The organism is Bradyrhizobium cosmicum (assembly GCF_032290525.1).
GTDB lineage: Bacteria > Pseudomonadota > Alphaproteobacteria > Rhizobiales > Xanthobacteraceae > Bradyrhizobium > Bradyrhizobium cosmicum_A.
Genome location: NZ_JASXTA010000014.1, coordinates 1 through 17,786 on the forward strand (window position 1 = coordinate 1; position 17,786 = coordinate 17,786).

Annotated in this window: 17 protein-coding genes and 1 pseudogene; 10 read left to right on the top strand and 8 right to left on the bottom strand. The window is 64.3% G+C overall.

Annotated elements, in window-relative coordinates:
• The 6 genes and pseudogenes from QSV46_RS23820 to QSV46_RS23845 all read left to right on the top strand — a co-directional run.
• The coding region (locus tag QSV46_RS23820; RefSeq protein WP_314957432.1) for a methyltransferase at window positions 1-660 on the top strand (660 nt) is incomplete at its 5' end.
• A 240-nt stretch (window positions 661-900) separates the two neighbouring features.
• Window positions 901-1,881 (top strand): ABC transporter substrate-binding protein, encoded by a 981-nt coding sequence (locus QSV46_RS23825; RefSeq protein WP_314957434.1) that lies wholly within the window; start codon window positions 901-903, stop codon window positions 1,879-1,881.
• Between the two features lie 237 nt (window positions 1,882-2,118).
• Window positions 2,119-3,116, top strand: a pseudogene (locus QSV46_RS23830) (Bug family tripartite tricarboxylate transporter substrate binding protein).
• 282 nt (window positions 3,117-3,398) lie between these two features.
• A complete protein-coding gene (locus tag QSV46_RS23835) occupies window positions 3,399-5,051 on the top strand; it encodes an NAD-dependent malic enzyme (RefSeq protein ID WP_314957435.1) in 1,653 nt (550 codons plus the stop codon).
• 146 nt (window positions 5,052-5,197) lie between these two features.
• Window positions 5,198-5,716, top strand: a complete 519-nt coding sequence (locus tag QSV46_RS23840) for a septal ring lytic transglycosylase RlpA family protein (RefSeq protein WP_314957436.1) — start codon at window positions 5,198-5,200, stop codon at window positions 5,714-5,716.
• 107 nt (window positions 5,717-5,823) lie between these two features.
• Window positions 5,824-5,979, top strand: a complete 156-nt coding sequence (locus tag QSV46_RS23845; RefSeq protein WP_314957439.1) for a hypothetical protein — start codon at window positions 5,824-5,826, stop codon at window positions 5,977-5,979.
• On the opposite strand, the gene QSV46_RS23850 is transcribed toward QSV46_RS23845, so the two are convergent.
• From QSV46_RS23850 to QSV46_RS23860, 3 genes are all read right to left on the bottom strand, one after another.
• Window positions 5,980-6,285, bottom strand: a complete 306-nt coding sequence (locus QSV46_RS23850) for a hypothetical protein (protein WP_314957441.1) — start codon at window positions 6,283-6,285, stop codon at window positions 5,980-5,982.
• 99 nt (window positions 6,286-6,384) lie between these two features.
• Window positions 6,385-6,657 (bottom strand): hypothetical protein, encoded by a 273-nt coding sequence (locus QSV46_RS23855; RefSeq protein WP_314957444.1) that lies wholly within the window; start codon window positions 6,655-6,657, stop codon window positions 6,385-6,387.
• 130 nt (window positions 6,658-6,787) lie between these two features.
• On the bottom strand, window positions 6,788-9,478 hold the full coding sequence (locus tag QSV46_RS23860; RefSeq protein WP_314957446.1) for a flavin-containing monooxygenase: 2,691 nt from the start codon (window positions 9,476-9,478) through the stop codon (window positions 6,788-6,790).
• A 260-nt stretch (window positions 9,479-9,738) separates the two neighbouring features.
• Between QSV46_RS23860 and QSV46_RS23865 the strand changes: the two genes are divergently transcribed.
• On the top strand, window positions 9,739-9,915 hold the full coding sequence (locus QSV46_RS23865) for a hypothetical protein (protein WP_314957447.1): 177 nt from the start codon (window positions 9,739-9,741) through the stop codon (window positions 9,913-9,915).
• Between the two features lie 82 nt (window positions 9,916-9,997).
• Window positions 9,998-11,470: a carboxylesterase/lipase family protein gene (locus tag QSV46_RS23870; protein ID WP_314957450.1), complete on the top strand. Its 1,473-nt coding sequence runs from the start codon at window positions 9,998-10,000 to the stop codon at window positions 11,468-11,470.
• A gap of 7 nt (window positions 11,471-11,477) precedes the next feature.
• On the opposite strand, the gene QSV46_RS23875 is transcribed toward QSV46_RS23870, so the two are convergent.
• On the bottom strand, window positions 11,478-11,657 hold the full coding sequence (locus tag QSV46_RS23875; RefSeq protein ID WP_247500857.1) for a hypothetical protein: 180 nt from the start codon (window positions 11,655-11,657) through the stop codon (window positions 11,478-11,480).
• A 159-nt stretch (window positions 11,658-11,816) separates the two neighbouring features.
• On the opposite strand from QSV46_RS23875, the gene QSV46_RS23880 reads away from it, so the two are divergent.
• Entirely contained in the window at window positions 11,817-12,614 is a 798-nt protein-coding gene (locus QSV46_RS23880; RefSeq protein WP_314957453.1) for a class III extradiol ring-cleavage dioxygenase, read from the top strand.
• Between the two features lie 12 nt (window positions 12,615-12,626).
• Here the strand turns inward: QSV46_RS23880 and QSV46_RS23885 are convergent, their stop codons facing one another.
• The 3 genes from QSV46_RS23885 to glgC are packed head-to-tail and all read right to left on the bottom strand — an operon-like array spanning window position 12,627 to window position 15,638.
• Complete coding sequence (locus QSV46_RS23885; RefSeq protein ID WP_314957455.1) at window positions 12,627-12,887, bottom strand: SemiSWEET transporter; 261 nt, start codon at window positions 12,885-12,887, stop codon at window positions 12,627-12,629.
• 37 nt (window positions 12,888-12,924) lie between these two features.
• Complete coding sequence (gene glgA / locus QSV46_RS23890) at window positions 12,925-14,379, bottom strand: glycogen synthase GlgA (RefSeq protein ID WP_314957457.1); 1,455 nt, start codon at window positions 14,377-14,379, stop codon at window positions 12,925-12,927.
• Complete coding sequence (glgC, locus tag QSV46_RS23895) at window positions 14,376-15,638, bottom strand: glucose-1-phosphate adenylyltransferase (RefSeq protein WP_314957458.1); 1,263 nt, start codon at window positions 15,636-15,638, stop codon at window positions 14,376-14,378. Before glgC ends, glgA begins: the two co-directional genes overlap by 4 nt.
• 329 nt (window positions 15,639-15,967) lie before the next feature.
• Between glgC and QSV46_RS23900 the strand changes: the two genes are divergently transcribed.
• Window positions 15,968-16,399, top strand: coding sequence for a hypothetical protein (locus QSV46_RS23900; RefSeq protein ID WP_314957461.1), 432 nt, complete (start codon window positions 15,968-15,970; stop codon window positions 16,397-16,399).
• 119 nt (window positions 16,400-16,518) lie between these two features.
• Here the strand turns inward: QSV46_RS23900 and QSV46_RS23905 are convergent, their stop codons facing one another.
• Window positions 16,519-17,499 (bottom strand): ABC transporter substrate-binding protein, encoded by a 981-nt coding sequence (locus tag QSV46_RS23905; RefSeq protein WP_314957463.1) that lies wholly within the window; start codon window positions 17,497-17,499, stop codon window positions 16,519-16,521.
• Between the last annotated feature and the right edge of the window lie 287 nt (window positions 17,500-17,786).

Sequence of the window (17,786 nt, forward strand, 5' to 3'; positions counted from 1 at the left end):
CGCACCGGCGAGAATGCCTTTCGGCATCTCAATGGTCAGGGCGTATGGGAGTATCGCAGCACCCGTCCAGATGAGAATGCGATCTTCAACCGAGCCATGACGGCCAATTCTCGTGGCGCCATCGAGGCCACAATCGCCGCCTACGATTTCAGCCGTTTTCGTCACGTCGCGGATATCGGGGGTGGCCAAGGTCAACTGCTGGCGGGAATTCTCGCCGCAAACAAGGGCCTGCGCGGAACGCTGTTTGATCAGCCGCACGTGGTTGGCAAGGCGGCTGAAGTTCTGAACCAACATGGTGTCGCAGACAGATGCGAAATCGTTGGAGGCAGTTTCTTTGAAACCATCCCGGAGGGGGCGGACGCCTATGTGATGCGGGCGATTATCCACGATTGGGACGATAAGGAAGCGATTTCTATCCTGAAGACCTGCCGCCGCGCTATGACTCCTGATGCCAGATTGCTCCTTGTTGAACGTGTGGTGGAGCCGCCGAACGAGGGACTAATCTCGAAATTCAGTGACCTGAATATGCTCGTCATGCTCGGCGCGCTGGAACGGAGCTACGAAGAGTATTCTGCGCTATGCCGAACGGCCGGATTTGAGATGCGCGGCACAGCTCGCGCGGGCTCGCACTTCCAAGTCATTGAGGCAGTTCCCACTTAGACCGAACTGGTGTGGGACCTTGCTTCACGGCCGCAGGGGCCCGCATCAGATGCGCTTTCGTAACCTGAGGTCTGGTTATGGCCCGTACCCGACCTGCCGTGCGCATCCGGTCGAGGGCTGCTTGTGACCCATAGCAGCCGTGATGACGTTTGTGGTCGAGGTCAGAAAGTGACCCGCACTGATCGTTGAGACGTGGTATCATGTGTTTGGTCCTTGTCCTCAGGCTACTACGAGGATGCAATGAAGCGACGAGAGTTCATTGCGGGAGCTACGGCGCTGCTCATTTCGCCACGCCCTTCGCACGGGCAGGGTAAGCGTCGTCGGCTCGGCTTTCTCGCCATAGGCGATGGAAGCGGGAAGGCCCTTAATCAAGCCGAGCTTGCGTTCTTTGATGCGCTGCGAAGCCTAGGCTGGGTAGAGGGAAAAAGCCTCGCCATAGAGTACCGGTTTTCTCAACCCGCAGATCGACTAACCGATTCCGTCGCCGAGCTGATAGCCCTCGGCCCCGACATCCTGATCGCTCCGGGACCGCAAGCAGCCATAGCGCTCAAATCCGCGACCGGTACTATTCCCATCGTATTCGTGGGTGTCGCTGATCCCGTGCACCTCGGCCTGGTACAAAGCTTGTCGCGACCCGGTGGTAACATGACGGGCGTGACGACCAACGTCCCCGACGACTTCTTCGCAAAACGTCTAGAAATTCTTCGAGAACTTGTTCCCGGCGCATCTAAGATTGCAGTTTTGACCAATCCAGACAATCCCCTGCAAAGGCTGTACTTTGCGGAAGAGATCCCCCGCATAGCCCGGCAACTCGGCGTGGCTTTGCCTCTCGTTCCGGCGACCAAGCCAGAAGAACTCGACATCGCCTTTGCCTCGGCCGCCGCCCAACACGCCGATGCGATCATTGATTTCGGAGATGCGCTCACTTATGCCCAGGCGCAGCGGATTATCGCGCTCGCGGCTAAGTATCACCTACCAGCAAACTACTTATTCCGACATTATGCCGATGGGGGATTATCGGTATACGGGGCTGACACTGCCGATCTATTCCGTCATGCGGGCGACTATGTAGACAAAATCCTCAGGGGTGCCAAACCTGTGGACCTCCCGGTACAAAGGCCAACGAAATTCGTCCTCATAATCAACGTGAAGACGGCCAAAGCGCTGGGTCTCACCGTGCCAACCTCGTTGCTGATGCGGGCCGACGAAGTGATCGAGTAAGGCTCCGCTGCGCTGCATGAGTCTGGTGTTGGCCCAACTCGGACCTAGGGTGAGGTGCGCCAACACGGCCGGTATCGGAGGCAGAGCGGACCTCACACGAAGTGCAGCGCGAGCTTATGAATACATATCCCAAGCGATCCGGCATCATTTCCAGCTTGCCTCTGCCGGCCCGGCAGCGTTCACTTCGGCTCCAGCCCGCGGACGACATGCGGGCGGCAAAATGGGTGGGAGAGAACGATGCGGGGGCTGTGGGCCGGTTTGCGCGGTCATCTGATTATCGGGTGTGCGTTGATTGGATGTGCGGTGTGGACTGCGCCGGCGAGCGCGCAGCCGTTTCCATCGCGCCCGATCACGCTCATCGTGCCGTTCGCGGCGGGCGGCCCGACCGACACGCTGGCGCGGATCCTGTCCGAGCGGATCGCCGCCGAGCTGCGCACCACGATCGTGGTCGAGAACGTCGCCGGCGCCTCCGGCAGCATCGCCGGCGCCCGCGTCGCGCGCGCAGCCCCTGACGGCACGACGATCACGATCGGCCATTGGGGCACGCATGTACTGAACGGCGCGGTTCTCAAGCTGCCTTACGACGTGCTCGCCGATTTCGAGCCGGTGGCGACGATCGCGATGGGGACGCAGCTCATCGTCGGCCGGAAGTCGCTCGAGGCGAACAATCTGAAGGAAATGATCGGGTGGCTGAAGGCCAACCCGGGCAAGGCGACTGCCGGCACGTCCGGTGCGGGTACGGGCGCCCATGTCGCCGGCGTCTTCTTCAAGGAAAGGACCGGAACCGACTTTCAGTTCGTGCCCTATCGCGGCGCCGGCCCCGCCATGATCGATCTCGTCGCAGGCCAGATCGATATCATGTTCGACCAGGCCGCGAACTCGCTGCCGCAATACAAGAACGGCGCGATCAAGGCGTTTGCGGTGACTTCGCCGACACGACTAGCATCGGTGCCCGACATTCCGACCGTCGACGAAGCGGGCCTGCCCGGCCTCTATATTCCTACTGGCACGGCATCTGGGCACCGAAGAACACGCCCCAGGATATCGTCACGAAGCTCAATGCGGCCATCGTCGCCGTGCTGGCCGACGCGTCCGTGAAGCAGCGCTTTGGCGAATTGGGGCAGGAGATTCCACCGCTGGCGCAGCAGACGCCTGCGGCGCTGGCAGCCTTTCAGAAGGCCGAGACCGACAAATGGTGGCCGATCGTGAAGGCCGCCGACATCAAGCCGGAATAACGCTGCCTCCTCATAACACGCCCGCATCCTGAGGAGCCCGCGAAAGCGGGCGTCTCGAAGGATCTGCCGCGGGTGAGAGCAGGGCCTTCATGGTTCGAGACGCGCGAAGACGCGCTCCTCACCATGAGGATCGAGAACCTCGCGACGTTAACCTTTGTCGTGCGCGCAAATCTCGCTGCGGTGCGAGATCACAATCGATGCGCGGGTCGCTGCGTCCTTGATATCGGGGGAGCGGTGGCCGACAATGCCTTTGGTTCAATAAGAAAATCCTTGGGGGAATTCGTGAATAGACCTGCCCGGGTCGTTGCCCAGCCGACATCGTCCGATTCTGCGCATGGCATGACGCTGCTGCGCGATCCCTTGCTCAACAAGGGCACCGCCTTCACGGAAGCGGAGCGCGAAGCGCTCGGCCTGCGCGGCCTGCTGCCGCCCTGCGTGCTGACGATGGAGACCCAGGCCGAGCGCGTGCTCGTCAATCTGCGCACCCTGCCGACGGATCTGGAAAAATATGTCGCGCTGAACGCGCTGCATGACCGCAACGAGGCGCTGTTCTTCCGCGTCGTCGTCGACAATATCGACGAGATCCAGCCGATCATCTACACGCCGACCGTCGGGCTCGCCTGCCAGAAGTTTGGCCTGATCTATCAGCGACCACGCGGGATGTTCATCTCCTCGCACGATCGCGGCCAGATCGCGGACATTCTGAAGAATTGGCCCAACCCCGCAAAACTCATCGTCGTGACCGACGGCGAGCGCATCCTTGGTCTCGGCGATCTCGGCGCCAACGGCATGGGCATTCCGGTCGGCAAGCTCTCGCTCTATTCGGCCTGCGCGGGCGTGCATCCCGAGCACTGCCTGCCTGTTGTGCTCGACGTCGGCACCAACAACGAAGAACTTCTGGGCGATCCCTATTATCTCGGCCTGCGCGAGCGCCGGCTCACCGGCGAGGCCTATGACAGCTTCGTCGACGAATTCATGACTGCTGCGCGAAAAACCTTCCCGGACGTGCTGATCCAGTTCGAGGATTTCGCCAATCATTCGGCGTTCAAGCTGCTGCACAAATATCGCGATGAAGCCTGCGTCTTCAACGACGACATCCAGGGCACCGCGGCGGTCGCGCTCGCCGGCCTGTTCTCGGCCTTGCGCGTCAATGGCGGCAAGCTGAGGGATCAGCGCATTCTGTTCCTGGGGGCCGGCGAGGCGGCGACCGGCATCGCCGATCTCGTCGTCTCCGCCATGATGGCGGAGGGCGCCTCGGAGGCGGAAGCACTCCGGCGCAACTGGCTGGTGGATTCCCGCGGCCTCGTCGTCGGCAGCCGTGACGGCCTCTCCGGCCACAAGCTGCGCTATGCCCATACGGGCCAGGCGCCGATTGCCGACTTCCTCACCGCAATCAAGACGCTGAAGCCGACGGCGATCATCGGCGTCGCCGCGGTCGGAGGTGCCTTCACGCCTGACGTGCTCAAGGCGATGGCCGAGCTCAACAAGCAGCCGATCGTGTTCGCGCTCTCCAATCCGACCTCGAAGGCCGAGTGCTCGGCGGAGGACGCCTACCGCTATACCGAGGGCCGCGCGCTGTTCGCCTGCGGCAGCCCGTATGACCCGGTCACGCTCAACGGCCGCACCTTCGTGCCGCGCCAGGGCAACAACTCCTACATCTTCCCCGGCGTCGGTCTCGGCGTCATCGCCAGCCGTTCGCGCCTCGTCACCGACGAGATGTTCATGGCGGCGGCCCATACGCTCGCCGATTGCGTCGGCAAGGACGATCTTGCGCAGGGCAGCCTCTATCCGGCTCTCCCTCGTATTCGCGAGGTCTCGGCCCGGATCGCTGCCGCCGTCGCCGACGTTGCCTATCAGCGTGGCCTCGCGGACGGACCGGCGCCCAACGACGTGAATGGGCTGGTCCGGTCCCAGATGTACGAGCCGCAGTACTGAGGTAGCCTGTCCCTTTTCGGCGCATTGCACTGTGGTGGAATCGTCACAGCCGGCGCGAAACGGCTGTGGCCCCAACCCCGCTTTGCTTCAGCCAAGGTTCTGCCCTGATTGCCCACCGAAACTTGGGGTCGTTCGGAGGGCGCATCATGTCTCGCTTTGCAAATGCCGAAACTGACCGGATCTCGCTGGCAGCCTCGGGCCGGTTGCTGCTCGCCATCGTCGGTGCCGCGTCGCTTGCGGCGTGCGCGCAATCGCCGGTCGGCCGCCAGAAAGCGGATCTTGCCGGAACCACTCGGCAGGCTGCAGTGGAACGGCCGCACAGGGTGGCCGCGTTGCATCCGCGGCCGATCAGCCGGGCACGTGTCCCCGACGGCGATGCGAAGCAAGCCGCCTTGCACGGCGTCGCCAGCTTCTATTCCGATACGGAGACCGCCAGCGGCGAGAAGTTCGACAAGAACGAATTGACGGCAGCTCATCCCAGCCTGCCGTTCGGCACACGCTTGCGCGTCACCGAGGTCTCCTCCGGCCGCTTCGTAACGGTCAGGGTCAACGATCGCGGACCCTATGTTCGCGGACGCGTCGTCGACATTTCGCCTTCCGCGGCCGAGGCCCTCGGCATGGTCGACAAGGGCATCACCAATGTCCGGCTCGACGTGGTGCGATAGACCTCGCGATTCATCGAGCGCGAACGCCGCCGCTTAACCGGCTGTTAGCCGCTTCTCACGCACCATGGCTGCCCAAACAATTCGGGGCTTTTTGGGGGAGGCGGCGTTTGAACACGATCCAGTATCTCGAAGACCAGGCCGCACGCGCCGAGCGCCTCGCCAAACGGATCACGGATACGCTGACGATCGAAAAGCTCCTGACCTTCGCCGGCGAGCGGCGCCGCGAGGTCGAGGTCATTGCCGGCAAGTACCGGCGCGCATGATCAGGTGTGGCTCTCGACGAAGTCGCTGAGATAGTCGGGCAATTCCACGCCGTCGATATCGCAGCGCGCCCGGATCTCGCCGGCGATTTCGGTCGAGATGTCCTTCATCCAATGTTCGAGCGTGTTGAACGAAATCACCTTGATGGGATCGTTGAAGCAGCCGGCGACGAGCTCGCCGATCGTGGCTTCGAGATCGCTCCGCTCAATGGGGATTTCGGTCGCGTTGGCGCGGCGGTCGATCACCACGAACAGGGTCTGGTCTGCGCCATAGGGCACGACGGGGGATTGTAGGCCGGATTCAAGCATGTGATGCACTCACGTCTTGGCTTCCAGTTCTTGGCTTCCGATCTCCGTCAACGGGAAAAACCGGAAGAAGGTTCCTGCGCGAGTGCTGGTGATGCGCCGTTAGAGAAATTCTCTCAGGCGCGATAGCTCGATGATGTGCTCGGGCGAGAGGATGTCCGTGACCAGCGGGGGTTGCGCCGCTGTGCGGATTTCATAGAGGTGCCTGGTTGCCGCCGGCTTCTCCATGAACGCCGAGATGCACTCGTCGAGAGTGCCCTGGCTTATCTGGTAGGCATCCCGGTCCGGTCGGCGCTGGTTGGCAAGCGACGGCCATTTATGCAGGGCCGCAAGCGCACTGAAATCGACCTTTGACTCCGCAACCACGTCCCCCATCGCCGCGCCTCACGCAAAAATTGCCCCAGCACGCGGATCTGCATGCCGGGGCTTACACCTGTCGCTGCATCTCAATGCCACGCGCACTCAACGTGGCCGCCGGCAAAAGGTTCCCGGCCGCCTGTCGCCGTCAGCTCGCGGCCGCCGCGATTCTGTGCCCCGGGTTGGCATCACCGTGGCTGGTCTCGTCGCCGCGGCTGACCTCGGGCGGAAGCCCGGCAAAGCGCCGCAAGGCTTCGGCCATCTGCATCCGCCCGGCGCCGCCAGTGATCACCACGTCCACCATTGCAAAGGACGAGTGGAAATGGCCGCGCGCCTTGAGCTGCTCGACCGGGACGCCGGCGGCGGCAAGCGCCTCCGCATAGGCGACGCCCTCGTCGCGCAACGGGTCGAACTCGCAGGTGACGACGAAGGCCGGCGGCAGACCGGCGACCTTGCCGCGCAGCGGCGAGACCCGCGGATCGGTGCGGTCGGCCGGCGAGCAGTAGAGGTCCCAGAACCAGTACATCAGCGAGCGCGTCAGGAAATAACCGGCCGCGTTGTCATTATAGGAGGGACGATCGAAGCTGCAGTCGGTGACCGGGCACACCAGAAGCTGGCCGGCGATCTCTGGCCCGCCGCGGTCGCGCGCGAGCTGGCAGGTGACGGCGGCGATGTTGCCGCCGGCGCTCCAGCCGGCAACCAGGACCGGGCCCGGCTTGCCGCCGAGCTCGGCCACGTGGTCGGCGATCCAGCGCGTCGCCGCATAGCCGTCCTCGGCCGCGGTCGGGAAGCGATGCTCCGGCGCGTGACGATAGCCGACACTGACGAACATCATGCCGGTCCGCCGCACCATGTCGCGGCAGAACGGCTCGTCCGATTGCTCGTCGCCGAGCACCCAGCCGCCGCCGTGGAAATAGACCACGACCGGATGCGGACCTGATGTCGCCGGCTTGTAGACGCGATAGGGCAGCGGGCCGTCGGTGCCGGGCAGGGTGCCGTCGACGATGTCGCCGATCGGCCGTCCGGCGGGACGGCCCCTGTTGAACTCGTTGACGAAGGCGCGCGCGCCGATCGCGCCCATCGATTCGATCGGCGGCAGATTCAGTGACGCGAGCAGGTTGAGCACCAGCCGCACATCGGGTTGCAGCCGCACCACCTCGCCGTCATTGCATTGCGCGGCGCCATTGGGGCCGGTCAGCTTGAAGCCGAGCATGCCGCGGCTCGTGACCTCGTCGCAAATGCTGCGATAGGGGCCGACGCCGCCCGTGTAAGGCATCAGGCCCTGCACCTTGCCGGGCACGTTGGCGCCGGTGTACCAGGTGTTGGCGAGCCGGTGCAGCGTCAGCGTCGCGCAGTCGGCCATGTGCCTGTTCCAGCCGGCCTGCGCCGTCTCGGTCGGCTCGATCGTGGTGAAGCCGGCGTCGCGCAGGGCGGCAAGACGGTCGACGACCCAGTCGACATGCTGCTCGATCGACACCGCCATGTTCGACAGCACGGACGGGCTGCCCGGACCGGTGATCATGAAGAAGTTCGGGAAGCCTTCGACCGTGAGCCCGAGATAGCTCTGCGGTCCCTGCGCCCAGACATCGGTGAGCGACTTGCCGCTGCGGCCCGTGATCGGGTGCACGGCCCGGATCGCGCCGGTCATGGCGTCGAAGCCGGTCGCGAACACGATGACATCGACGTCGATGCTGCGCTTGGCCGTGGTGATGCCGCCAGCGGTGATCGCCTTGATCGGCTCCTGGCGCAGATTGACCAGCGTGACGTTCGGCCGGTTGTAGGTCGCATAATAATTGGTATCGAGGCAGGGACGCTTGGCGCCGAAGGGATGGTCGTGCGGCGTGAGCGCCGCAGCGGTCTCGGGATCCTTGACGGCGGCACGGATCTTCTCGCGGATCAGGTCCTGGACGATCTTGTTGCCGTCGAGGTCGACGGCCTGGTCGGCCCAGAGCTGCGTCAGGATGTGGACAAGGTCGCCGGCTGCCCAGGCACGTTCGAACCGCTCGCGACGCTCGGCATCGCTCAATTGCCAGCTCACGACGGTCTGCTGCGGATAGGGCACGCCGGCCATCGACTGGCGCGCCTGCTCGCGATAGGCGGCGCGGTCGCTCTGGAACAGGTCCATGCGATCGGACGGCGCGGGGCCGTTATGCGCTGGCAATGCGAAATTCGGCGTACGCTGGAATACGGTCAGATGCGCAGCCTGCTCGGCGATCAGCGGGATCGACTGGATCGCCGATGAGCCTGTGCCGATCACGGCGACGCGCTTGCCGGCGAGATCAACACCGTCATGCGGCCAGCGGCCGGTGAAATAGACTTTACCCTCAAAATCCTTGACGCCGTCGATCTCCGGCGGCTTTGGCGCGGAGAGGCAGCCGGTCGCCATGATGTAATGGCGGCAGGAGACCGGCGCTCCGTTGTCGGTGGTGAGCTGCCAGCACTCGGCCGTGTCATCCCACCTCGCTTCGGTGACTTTGGTCCTGAAGCGGATGTCGCGGCGCAGATCATAGCGATCCGCGACGAAGCCGAGATAGCGCAGGATCTCGGGCTGGGTCGCGTATTTCTCCGACCAGGTCCAGGCTTTGTCGAGCTCCGGATCGAAGGTGTAGCTGTAGTCGATGGTCTGGATGTCGCATCGCGCGCCGGGATAGCGGTTCCAGTACCAGGTGCCGCCGACATCGCCGGCCTCGTCGAGAGCGACTGCTGTAAGGCCGGCCTTGCGCAGGCGATGAAGCAGATAGAGGCCGGCAAATCCGGCACCGACCACGGCGACGTCGACCTGGTGGGCTGTTCCACTCGCCGCCTTGAACTCACGTGCGGCAACCATTGCGTCAGGCATGGCATTCCTCCCGTGTATCTTGTTTTGCCGGCAGGCTATCGCCGCGGGCTCGGCTTGTCATCAGAACAAGTGCAATCTTCGGTAGTCGCTTGCGGCTCATTGGCCGCGCGAAGGTCGCGGCGATACACGCATCGCGATGCACAATCGCCGGGATTCTCCGGGGTAATCATGCCGCATCCTTCTGTGTATGCTTGCGGTTACAAGCCACGCGGACCGACCCGGGCGTCATGACAGAGTTGAGTGAGCGAACGAAAGCGAACATGGACGTCGTGCTGGAGGAGACGTGCCGGCAATTGCCGCATGGCGGCGATCACGACAGCCGCAGGTTTATCGCCGAGCGCCTGATCGAGGCGGCGCAGTCGGGCCATTCCACGCTTGGCGAGCTCGGCATCGTCGCCCGCCGCGCGCTGGCGGACATCATCGCCAAGGGCAATTAGCCTGGCGCCACGGAGCTTGCCTCGCCGCAGGCCGCAGACGTAACCTGTCGGGAACCTTGTCGCGCATCGAGATCCTTCCAAGATGCGACCCCTGTTTGCTCTTGCCGTGGCCTGCTCGCTGCTCCGCTGCGACAGTGCGGCCGTCGCCCAGGCGGTGGGACAGTTCCCGTTCGCGCTGACGCGTGAGGGGCAGCTGCTCGGCGCCGTCGAGGGCGAGGTGGCGTCATTCAAGGCGCTGGCCTACGCCGCGGCGCCGGTCGGCCCGCTGCGCTGGCGCCCGCCGCAGGCAACGGCCGAGAACTCCGAGATGCGCACCGCCTACGAGTACGGCGCACCCTGCCTTCAGCCGTCGCTGCCGGGCGCGCGCGAGGATTGCCTCACGCTCAACGTGTTCCGCCCCTTCGGGGTCGACGGTCCGCTGCCGGTGATGGTGTTCATCCATAGCGGCGACTTCGTCAGCGGCACCGCGAACGATCTGCTGTTCGACGGTGCAAAGCTCGCGCAGGCGGGCCTCATCGCGGTCACCGTCAACTATCGCCTCGGCGTGCTCGGCTGGTTGAGCCATCCGGCGCTGTCGGAGGACGGCTCCGGCAATTACGGCCTGATGGACCAGATCGCGGCGCTGCATTGGGTGCATGACAACATCGCGGCCTTCGGCGGGGATCCCAATAATGTAACCCTGTTCGGCAGCGGTGCAGGCGCGACGTCGATCGCGCTTCTGATGCTGTGTGCGCAATCGCGCGATCTGTTCCAGAAAGCCATTCTGCAATCGCTACCCGGCCGCGCGCATCTGCGCTCGGCGCAGGAGGCGGAGGCGCTGGGCCGGCAATTCGTGGCGGCGCTTGGCAAGACTGCGGATTTGCGCGTCGTCGCGCCGGCGCGGCTGCTTGCTGCCGAACAAGACCTGCTCGCAAGCGGCGGGCGCAGCTTCGCGCCTGCGATAGACGGAATCCTGGTGAGCGAAGACGTGGCCACGGGATTTGCGGCGGGACATGAAAACCGCATCCCCCTCATCATCGGCTCAAACGATGACGAGACGCGCTTCGACGGCGAGGCGGAAATCAAGGAGGTGCTGGCGTCATCGGGCGAGAGCGGCGATGCGCTGCGCAAGCTCTATCCTGACGTCGCCGGGCCATCCGAGCGCGCAGCCAGATTCTATACCGACAAGGTCTTCTCCGAGCCGGTCAGACTGCTCGCCCGCCTCCATGCGGCAACCGGCGCGCCCACGTTCCGCTATCGCTTCGGCTACGTGTCCGAGGCGCGGCGCACAAATCCCGACGAAGGGCACGGGCGCGAGTTGCAGTTCATCTTCGGTGCGGAAGGCGTGCCCGGTGCGGGAATATTCTCGCGAGGGGATCGCGAGGTCGCGAGCCGCATCCGCAGTTACTGGATCAACTTTGCAAGGAGCGGCGATCCCAACGGGCCTGACCTGCCACGATGGGACGCGGCCGCAGACCGCGATCGCCTGCTGCTGATCACGAACGACCGCATCGCGAGCGGAGACGACCCCTGGACGGAGCGTCTCGACCGGCTCGCAGGCGACAGCAAAAAATGAGTTGGAGTTAGGCCGCGAGCTCGACGCGCGGGGCTGGGCTCAGCCGATGTTCCTCGAGATAGTCCATCGCGCCGTCCTTCTCGACGGCGTAGAACTGCTGGCCTTCCTTCGACCGGTAGGCGGCACGCACGACGCCGCGGCGGCCCTTGTCACTGTTGACGACATCCCCCAGCGCAAACTTCTTCATCTCACGTCTCGCTTGTCTTCAAGCCGAGTCCTTCGGCCACGGCCGGGATTGTGGGCGGCAAATCGTTAACGGCTTGCTAACCATACCGGTTTGCCTATGCTCGCGGCCGTTCGCGCGGCTGTTGCACGCGCATGTTGCCAACGAGACGAGCTCGCAGCCATGACGCGACTTCCAACCCTCTTCTTGTCGCACGGCGGCGGGCCCTGGCCGTTCATGGAGGACCGCCGGGTGCAATATGCCAGGACCGCCGAGGAGTTCGGCCGGCTGCCGCAGCTTCTTCCCGAGAAGCCCAGGGCCGTGCTCGTCATCACCGGTCATTGGGAGGCCGACGCCTTCACAGTCTCGACCTCGGCGCATCCGCCGATGGTATACGACTATTACGGTTTCCCCGAGCACACCTACCAGCTGAAATATCCGGCGCCGGGAAAGCCCGAGCTCGCAGCGGAGGTGAAGACGCTGCTCACGCGCGCGGGCCTCGATTGCCGGGAGGATCCCAATCAGGGTTTCGATCACGGCACGTTCGTGCCGCTCGGCCTGATGTATCCGAACGCCGACATGCCGATCGTGCTGCTGTCGTTGAAGTCGAGTTACGACGCAGCCGAGCACATCAAGGCGGGGGAGGCGATCGCGTCGCTGCGCGATGAGGGCATCCTGATCGTCGGCAGCGGGCTGACCTATCACAACATGCGCGGCTTCAACCGGCCGGAGTCGAAGCCTGTCTCGTATGATTTCGAAGCCTATCTGAACGAGGCGATCAGCCATCCGGATGCGGCGCGCCGCGACGCGATGCTGGTGGATTGGGAGAATGCGCCTGGCGCACGCCTCGCGCATCCCCGCGAGGACCATCTGCTGCCGTTGATGGTCGCGGCAGGAGCTGCCGGCAGCGATGTCGGCAAGCGCGTCTTCGTCGATGAGGTCGCAAGCGTTGCGATGGCGTCGTATGTGTTCGGCGGGTGAAGAGACTCGGGCTCAGCCGTATCGCAGCTTCATCACCAGGATGCCGCCGGCGAGCACCATGGTGATGGCGTTGGCGGCGACCAGTGGGGCGTCGCCGCTGAGCAGGCCGTAGAGCAGCCAGAGCGCAAGGCCCAGCACCATGACCAGAAACATGCCGAGCGAGATGTCGCGGGCCGAGCGGGTCTTCCAGACCTTGATGAACTGCGGCGCGTAGGCGACGGTGGTGCACGTTGCGGCGGCAAAGCCGATCAGCTTGATCGCGAGAGGTTCCATGCCGGCTCTATAGCATGGATTCGACGATGGTCCCGCCTCAGGTGCGTCGTGCCATGAGATCGCGATAGAGCGCGGCATAGTCGCCGGCGCGGTTGCGCCAGGAGACGTCGGTCGCAAGGCCGCTTCTTTGCAGCCGGCGCCAGGTCACTTTGTCATGGAAGGCGGTGTTGGCCTTGCGCAGCGTGCCGACGAGAGCATCCGCGGTGACGGGTGCAAACTTGAATCCGGTGGCGTCGCGGTCCGAGGCGTCGGCCTCGCCGATATCGACGATGGTATCTTCGAGGCCGCCGACGCGCGACACGATCGGGACGGCGCCGTAGCGCAGCGCGCAGAGCTGCGTCAGGCCGCACGGCTCGAAGCGCGACGGCACGATCAGCGCATCCGAGCCGGCCTGAATCAGATGCGCCACAACCTCGTCATAGCCGACCAGGACCCCGATCCGGCCGGGGTTCGCGCGCGCGACGGCCTGAAAGCGATCCTGGAGATCGCGGTCGCCGCTGCCGAGCAGCGCGAGCTGCATGCCTTCGCGCAAAATGGTCGGAATGGTCTCGAGCAGGAGATCGAGCCCCTTCTGCCAGGACAGGCGGCTGATGACGCCGAGCAGGGGGGCTTCGTCCGAGGAATCGAGATTGAATTGCTGCTGAAGCACGGCCTTGTTGGCGGCCCGGAACGTGAGGTCCTCTGCGCCGAAGCGGTAGGCGATGTGCGGATCGGTTTTCGGATTCCACACGTCGATGTCGATGCCGTTGAGGATGCCGCTCAGCACATTCGCGCGGGCGCGCAGCAAGCCGCCAAACCCCATGCCGCCTTCGTCGCTCTGGATCTCCTGCGCATAGGTCGGCGACACCGTGGTGATGCGATCGGCGAATTGCAGGCCCGCCTTCAGAAAACTGATGCCGCCGAAATATTCGAGATCGTTGACGTTGAAAGAGCTCCAGGGCAGACCGATCGATCCGATCAGCTCGGGAGCGAATCTGCCCTGATAGGCCATGTTGTGGATGGTCATCACGGTGCCGGGCCGTGGGCGGTTGTCATAGTGCAGATAGGCCGGCGCGAGACCGGCCTGCCAATCGTGGGCGTGCACGACATCGGGAACGAACGCCGGAACGAGGCCGTGGCCGATATCGGCGGCGATGCGCGACAGCGCGGCGAAGCGGACGCCGTTGTCGGGCCAGTCGACGCCCTCGGCGGTGACGTACGGGTTACCCGGCCGCGCGTAGAGATGCGGCACGTCGAGCACGAACAGATCGAGCCCGTCATGCGAGCCCGCGAGCAGGCGTCCGGGGCCGCCGAAATAGTCCGGCCAGCGCCGGATTTCGTCGGCGCCGGGGAGCAGCCGCATCACGTCGGGATAGCCCGGCATCAGCGTGCGCATCTCGACCCCGTGCGCCTTCAATGCAAGCGGCAGCGCGCCGGCGACATCCGCGAGGCCGCCGGTCTTGACGATAGGGTAGACTTCAGAGGCGACCGCGAGGACGCGAACAGGCGTCATGTATTGAGCCTGTCGATCATCGGCTGGGTGATGAGCGAAATGCCCTGCTCGGTGGTGCGGAAGCGCTTCGCGTCGAATTCGGGGTCCTCTCCGATGACGAGGCCTTCGGGGATCTCGACGCCGCGGTCGATCACGACGTTCTTCAAACGCGCGCCGCGCCCGACGTTCACATAGGGCATGATCACGGCGTTCTCGACATTGGCATAAGAGTTGATGCGAACGCCGGTGAACAGCAGCGAGCGGCGCAGCGCCGCGCCGGAGATGATGCAGCCGCCCGAGACAAGTGAGCTCACGGCCTGGCCGCGCCGGTTCTCCTCGTCATGGACGAACTTCGCGGGCGGCGTGATTTCCGAATAGGTCCAGATCGGCCAGGCGCTGTCGAACAGATCGAGCTCGGGCACCACGTCGGTGAGATCGATATTGGCGGCCCAATAGGCGTCGACCGTGCCGACGTCGCGCCAATAGGCGCGGGGGTCGCTGCCGGACCGGACGCAGGAGGTGGAGTACTGGTGCGCCATGGCACGGCCGTTCTTGACGAGGTAGGGAATGATGTCCTTGCCGAAATCGTGGTTCGAGTGAGGATCCTCGGCGTCGCGCTTGAGCTCGTCGAACAGGAATTTGGCGTTGAACACATAGATGCCCATGCTGGCGAGCGAGACGTCCGGCTTGCCCGGCATCGGCGGCGGATCGGCGGGTTTCTCCAGGAACTCCTTGATCCAGCCGTTCTCGTCGATGTGCATGATGCCGAAGCCCAAGGATTCGGTCCGCGGCATTTCGAGGCAGCCGACGGTGACGTCGGCGCCGCTGTCGACATGCTGGCGCAGCATCACCTCGTAATCCATCTTGTAGATGTGATCGCCGGCGAGCACGACAATGAAGCGGCAGGCGTGGGACTCGATGATGTCGATGTTCTGGTAGACGGCATCCGCCGTGCCGACATACCACATGGTCTCCGACACGCGCTGGCTGGCGGGAAGAATATCAAAGCTCTCGTTGCGCTCGGGGCGGAAGAAGTTCCAGCCCATCTGCAGATGCCGGATCAGGCTGTGCGCCTTGTACTGGGTCGCGACCGCGATGCGGCGAATGCCGGAGTTGACGGCGTTCGACAGTGCGAAATCGATGATGCGGGACTTGCCGCCGAAATAGACGGCCGGCTTGGCGCGCCGGTCGGTCAGCTCCAGAAGCCGGCTGCCGCGGCCGCCGGCCAGGACGAAGGCCAGCGCCTGACGGGCGAGCGGCTCGGGTCTCGCGGCACTCATGTCATCCTCCCACAACTCCGGCGCTCGGCGAGAGCCTCCCGGCCGCGCACATTGGAACCGATACTAATGGTACGAATAGTAAATCGGGAAGGTGGTTGTTGGTTGCGAATGCGCCGGAAGCTTAATGCTTTGCCGCGGTTCGCGGCCTCCAGCGCCGTCGTATCGGCGTCATATCGCGCGGCGTGCCGTGCGGGCTTGTTCAGAATCGAGGCATGCGCCGGCTCTCTTGTGCGCCGCACGCAAAAATCGAGGCTTTGAATTCGCGCACGGAAGTCCGATCATGGCCATGCGATCCTTTCCAAACGAAACGTCAGACAGGGAGCAAGTCGATGAGTATCTGGAAAGCGGCAATTGCCTGTTCGCTGGCGGCTGCGGTGATGGCCGGCCAAATCGAGCAGGCGGCGGCAGCCCCGCTGCCGACCAATGTTGCCACCATGAAGGCTGCTGTTGGTGACGATATCGCGCAGGTGCATTGGCGCGGCGGCGGCTGGGGATGGGGCGCAGGCGGCCTCCTTGCCGGCGCGATCATCGGGGGCGCGATCGCCAGCAGCGCTCCTTATGGCTACGGCTATTACGGCGGCGGCCCGTATTACGGCGGTTACGGATATCCGGGCTATGGTTACGGGTACGCGCCGGCCTATTACGGCTATGGGCCGGCCTACGCCTATCCGCGGTATTATCGGCCGTACCGTGCGTATTACGGCCCTCGCTACGGCTACTACCGGCCGTATTACCGGTCCTATTACCGCGGCTATTGGTGATCGCGTCTAGAGCGAGAGCCAGACGATCAGGCTCATGCAGGCGAAATGCGCGAGCACGATCGCGGCAAGATGCAGCGGGCCGGCGCTGAGGCGAAGCCCGCGCATCCCGCCGACCCGGCCTAGTTCGATCCGGCGGCCGCAGCGGTGAAGCTGCGGTCGACGGCTTTGCTGACGTCGAGCTTCTTCGGCAGGATGGCGTAGCGCCTCGAGCGGTCCGACGCTTCCTGCACCTCCTTCACCACGTCTTCGTCGATCACGATCGGGCTGGTGCGCTGCGCGGTGTAGGCCGAGAGCAGCACGTCCTCCGGCAGCCTGGTCAGCTCGGCTGTGTTCTTCGCGTACTCGGGTAAGTGATCCAGCGACCACAGCCGCGCTTTGTTCAGCCGCTGCACGAGGTCCTGCACCGCCGCGCGCTTGCTGGCGATGGCGTTGTCGGAGGCCACGATGAAGGTGATGGTCGGCGTCAGGCCTTCGCCGTCGGCGATCACGCGGGCCTTGTCCTTCAACATCGCGAACGAAACGTAGGGCTCCCACACCGCCCAGGCATCGATCGAGCCGGCGAGGAGCGCGATCTTGGCATCGACCGGGCCGAGCGGTGCGAAGGTCGCATCCTCCAGCCTGATCTGCGCCTTCTCCAGCGTCGCGTCGATCAGGAACTGGCCCCAGCCGCCGCGGGTGCCGGCGAGACGCTTGCCCTTGAGATCAGCGGCCGACTTGATTGGCGAATCCTGGCGCACGAGGATCGCTTGCGTTTTCGCGTCCGACCTGGTGCCGCCGATCGCCTTGATCGGCGCGCCGGCCGCATAGACCGAGAGGAAGGAGAGATCGCCCGTGTAGCCGACGTCGAGCGCGCCGGCGTTGAGCGCCTCCAGGATCGGCGCTGCCGCCGGGAATTCCGACCATTCGATCTTGTAGGGCAGGTCCTTGGCATAGCCGGAGATCTCGAGCAGCGAGCGGTTGCCGCCCTTCTGGTCGCCGACACGCAGCACGACGGTGTCGGCCGCAAACGAGGCGGCGGCGGTCGATAACGTGATGGCGGCGGCGAGCAGCGATGCGGCGAGCCGGCGGGTGATGGAATGATCGTCGGAGTTGATGCTCATGTGGCCTGTCTTGTTGCTTGGCTCACGACGCGTGAGCCAGCGATGCAGCGAGGTGATCAAGTCTATGAGTACGCGATGCGCAGTCAATGAAATGGCCGTCCGTATTGCGGTCGCGCAAGACAAGGACGTTTCAAGCAACGAGTGCTTTGGAGAAAGCGACGCGCCGATCGCGTAAAACTGCGCAGCAATGATGCAGATGCCGGAGTCGTGATACCCAGTGCGGGCCGCTGCATCGGCGGAAATCGTTTCATCGCGCATGCGCATGCCGATGGAGAGAATGACCTTGC

What these genes read in the sequence shown, in the direction of transcription:
- glgA (WP_314957457.1), bottom strand. Translation starts at nt 14,379, where the DNA reads ATGACGCCTGTTCGCGTCCTCGCGGTCGCCTCTGAAGTCTACCCTATC.
- QSV46_RS23900 (WP_314957461.1), top strand. Translation starts at nt 15,968, where the DNA reads ATGAGTATCTGGAAAGCGGCAATTGCCTGTTCGCTGGCGGCTGCGGTG.
- QSV46_RS23880 (WP_314957453.1), top strand. Translation starts at nt 11,817, where the DNA reads ATGACGCGACTTCCAACCCTCTTCTTGTCGCACGGCGGCGGGCCCTGG.
- QSV46_RS23885 (WP_314957455.1), bottom strand. Translation starts at nt 12,887, where the DNA reads ATGGAACCTCTCGCGATCAAGCTGATCGGCTTTGCCGCCGCAACGTGC.
- QSV46_RS23860 (WP_314957446.1), bottom strand. Translation starts at nt 9,478, where the DNA reads ATGCCTGACGCAATGGTTGCCGCACGTGAGTTCAAGGCGGCGAGTGGA.
- QSV46_RS23875 (WP_247500857.1), bottom strand. Translation starts at nt 11,657, where the DNA reads ATGAAGAAGTTTGCGCTGGGGGATGTCGTCAACAGTGACAAGGGCCGC.
- QSV46_RS23855 (WP_314957444.1), bottom strand. Translation starts at nt 6,657, where the DNA reads ATGGGGGACGTGGTTGCGGAGTCAAAGGTCGATTTCAGTGCGCTTGCG.
- QSV46_RS23850 (WP_314957441.1), bottom strand. Translation starts at nt 6,285, where the DNA reads ATGCTTGAATCCGGCCTACAATCCCCCGTCGTGCCCTATGGCGCAGAC.
- QSV46_RS23840 (WP_314957436.1), top strand. Translation starts at nt 5,198, where the DNA reads ATGTCTCGCTTTGCAAATGCCGAAACTGACCGGATCTCGCTGGCAGCC.
- QSV46_RS23825 (WP_314957434.1), top strand. Translation starts at nt 901, where the DNA reads ATGAAGCGACGAGAGTTCATTGCGGGAGCTACGGCGCTGCTCATTTCG.
- QSV46_RS23865 (WP_314957447.1), top strand. Translation starts at nt 9,739, where the DNA reads ATGGACGTCGTGCTGGAGGAGACGTGCCGGCAATTGCCGCATGGCGGC.
- QSV46_RS23870 (WP_314957450.1), top strand. Translation starts at nt 9,998, where the DNA reads ATGCGACCCCTGTTTGCTCTTGCCGTGGCCTGCTCGCTGCTCCGCTGC.
- QSV46_RS23905 (WP_314957463.1), bottom strand. Translation starts at nt 17,499, where the DNA reads ATGAGCATCAACTCCGACGATCATTCCATCACCCGCCGGCTCGCCGCA.
- glgC (WP_314957458.1), bottom strand. Translation starts at nt 15,638, where the DNA reads ATGAGTGCCGCGAGACCCGAGCCGCTCGCCCGTCAGGCGCTGGCCTTC.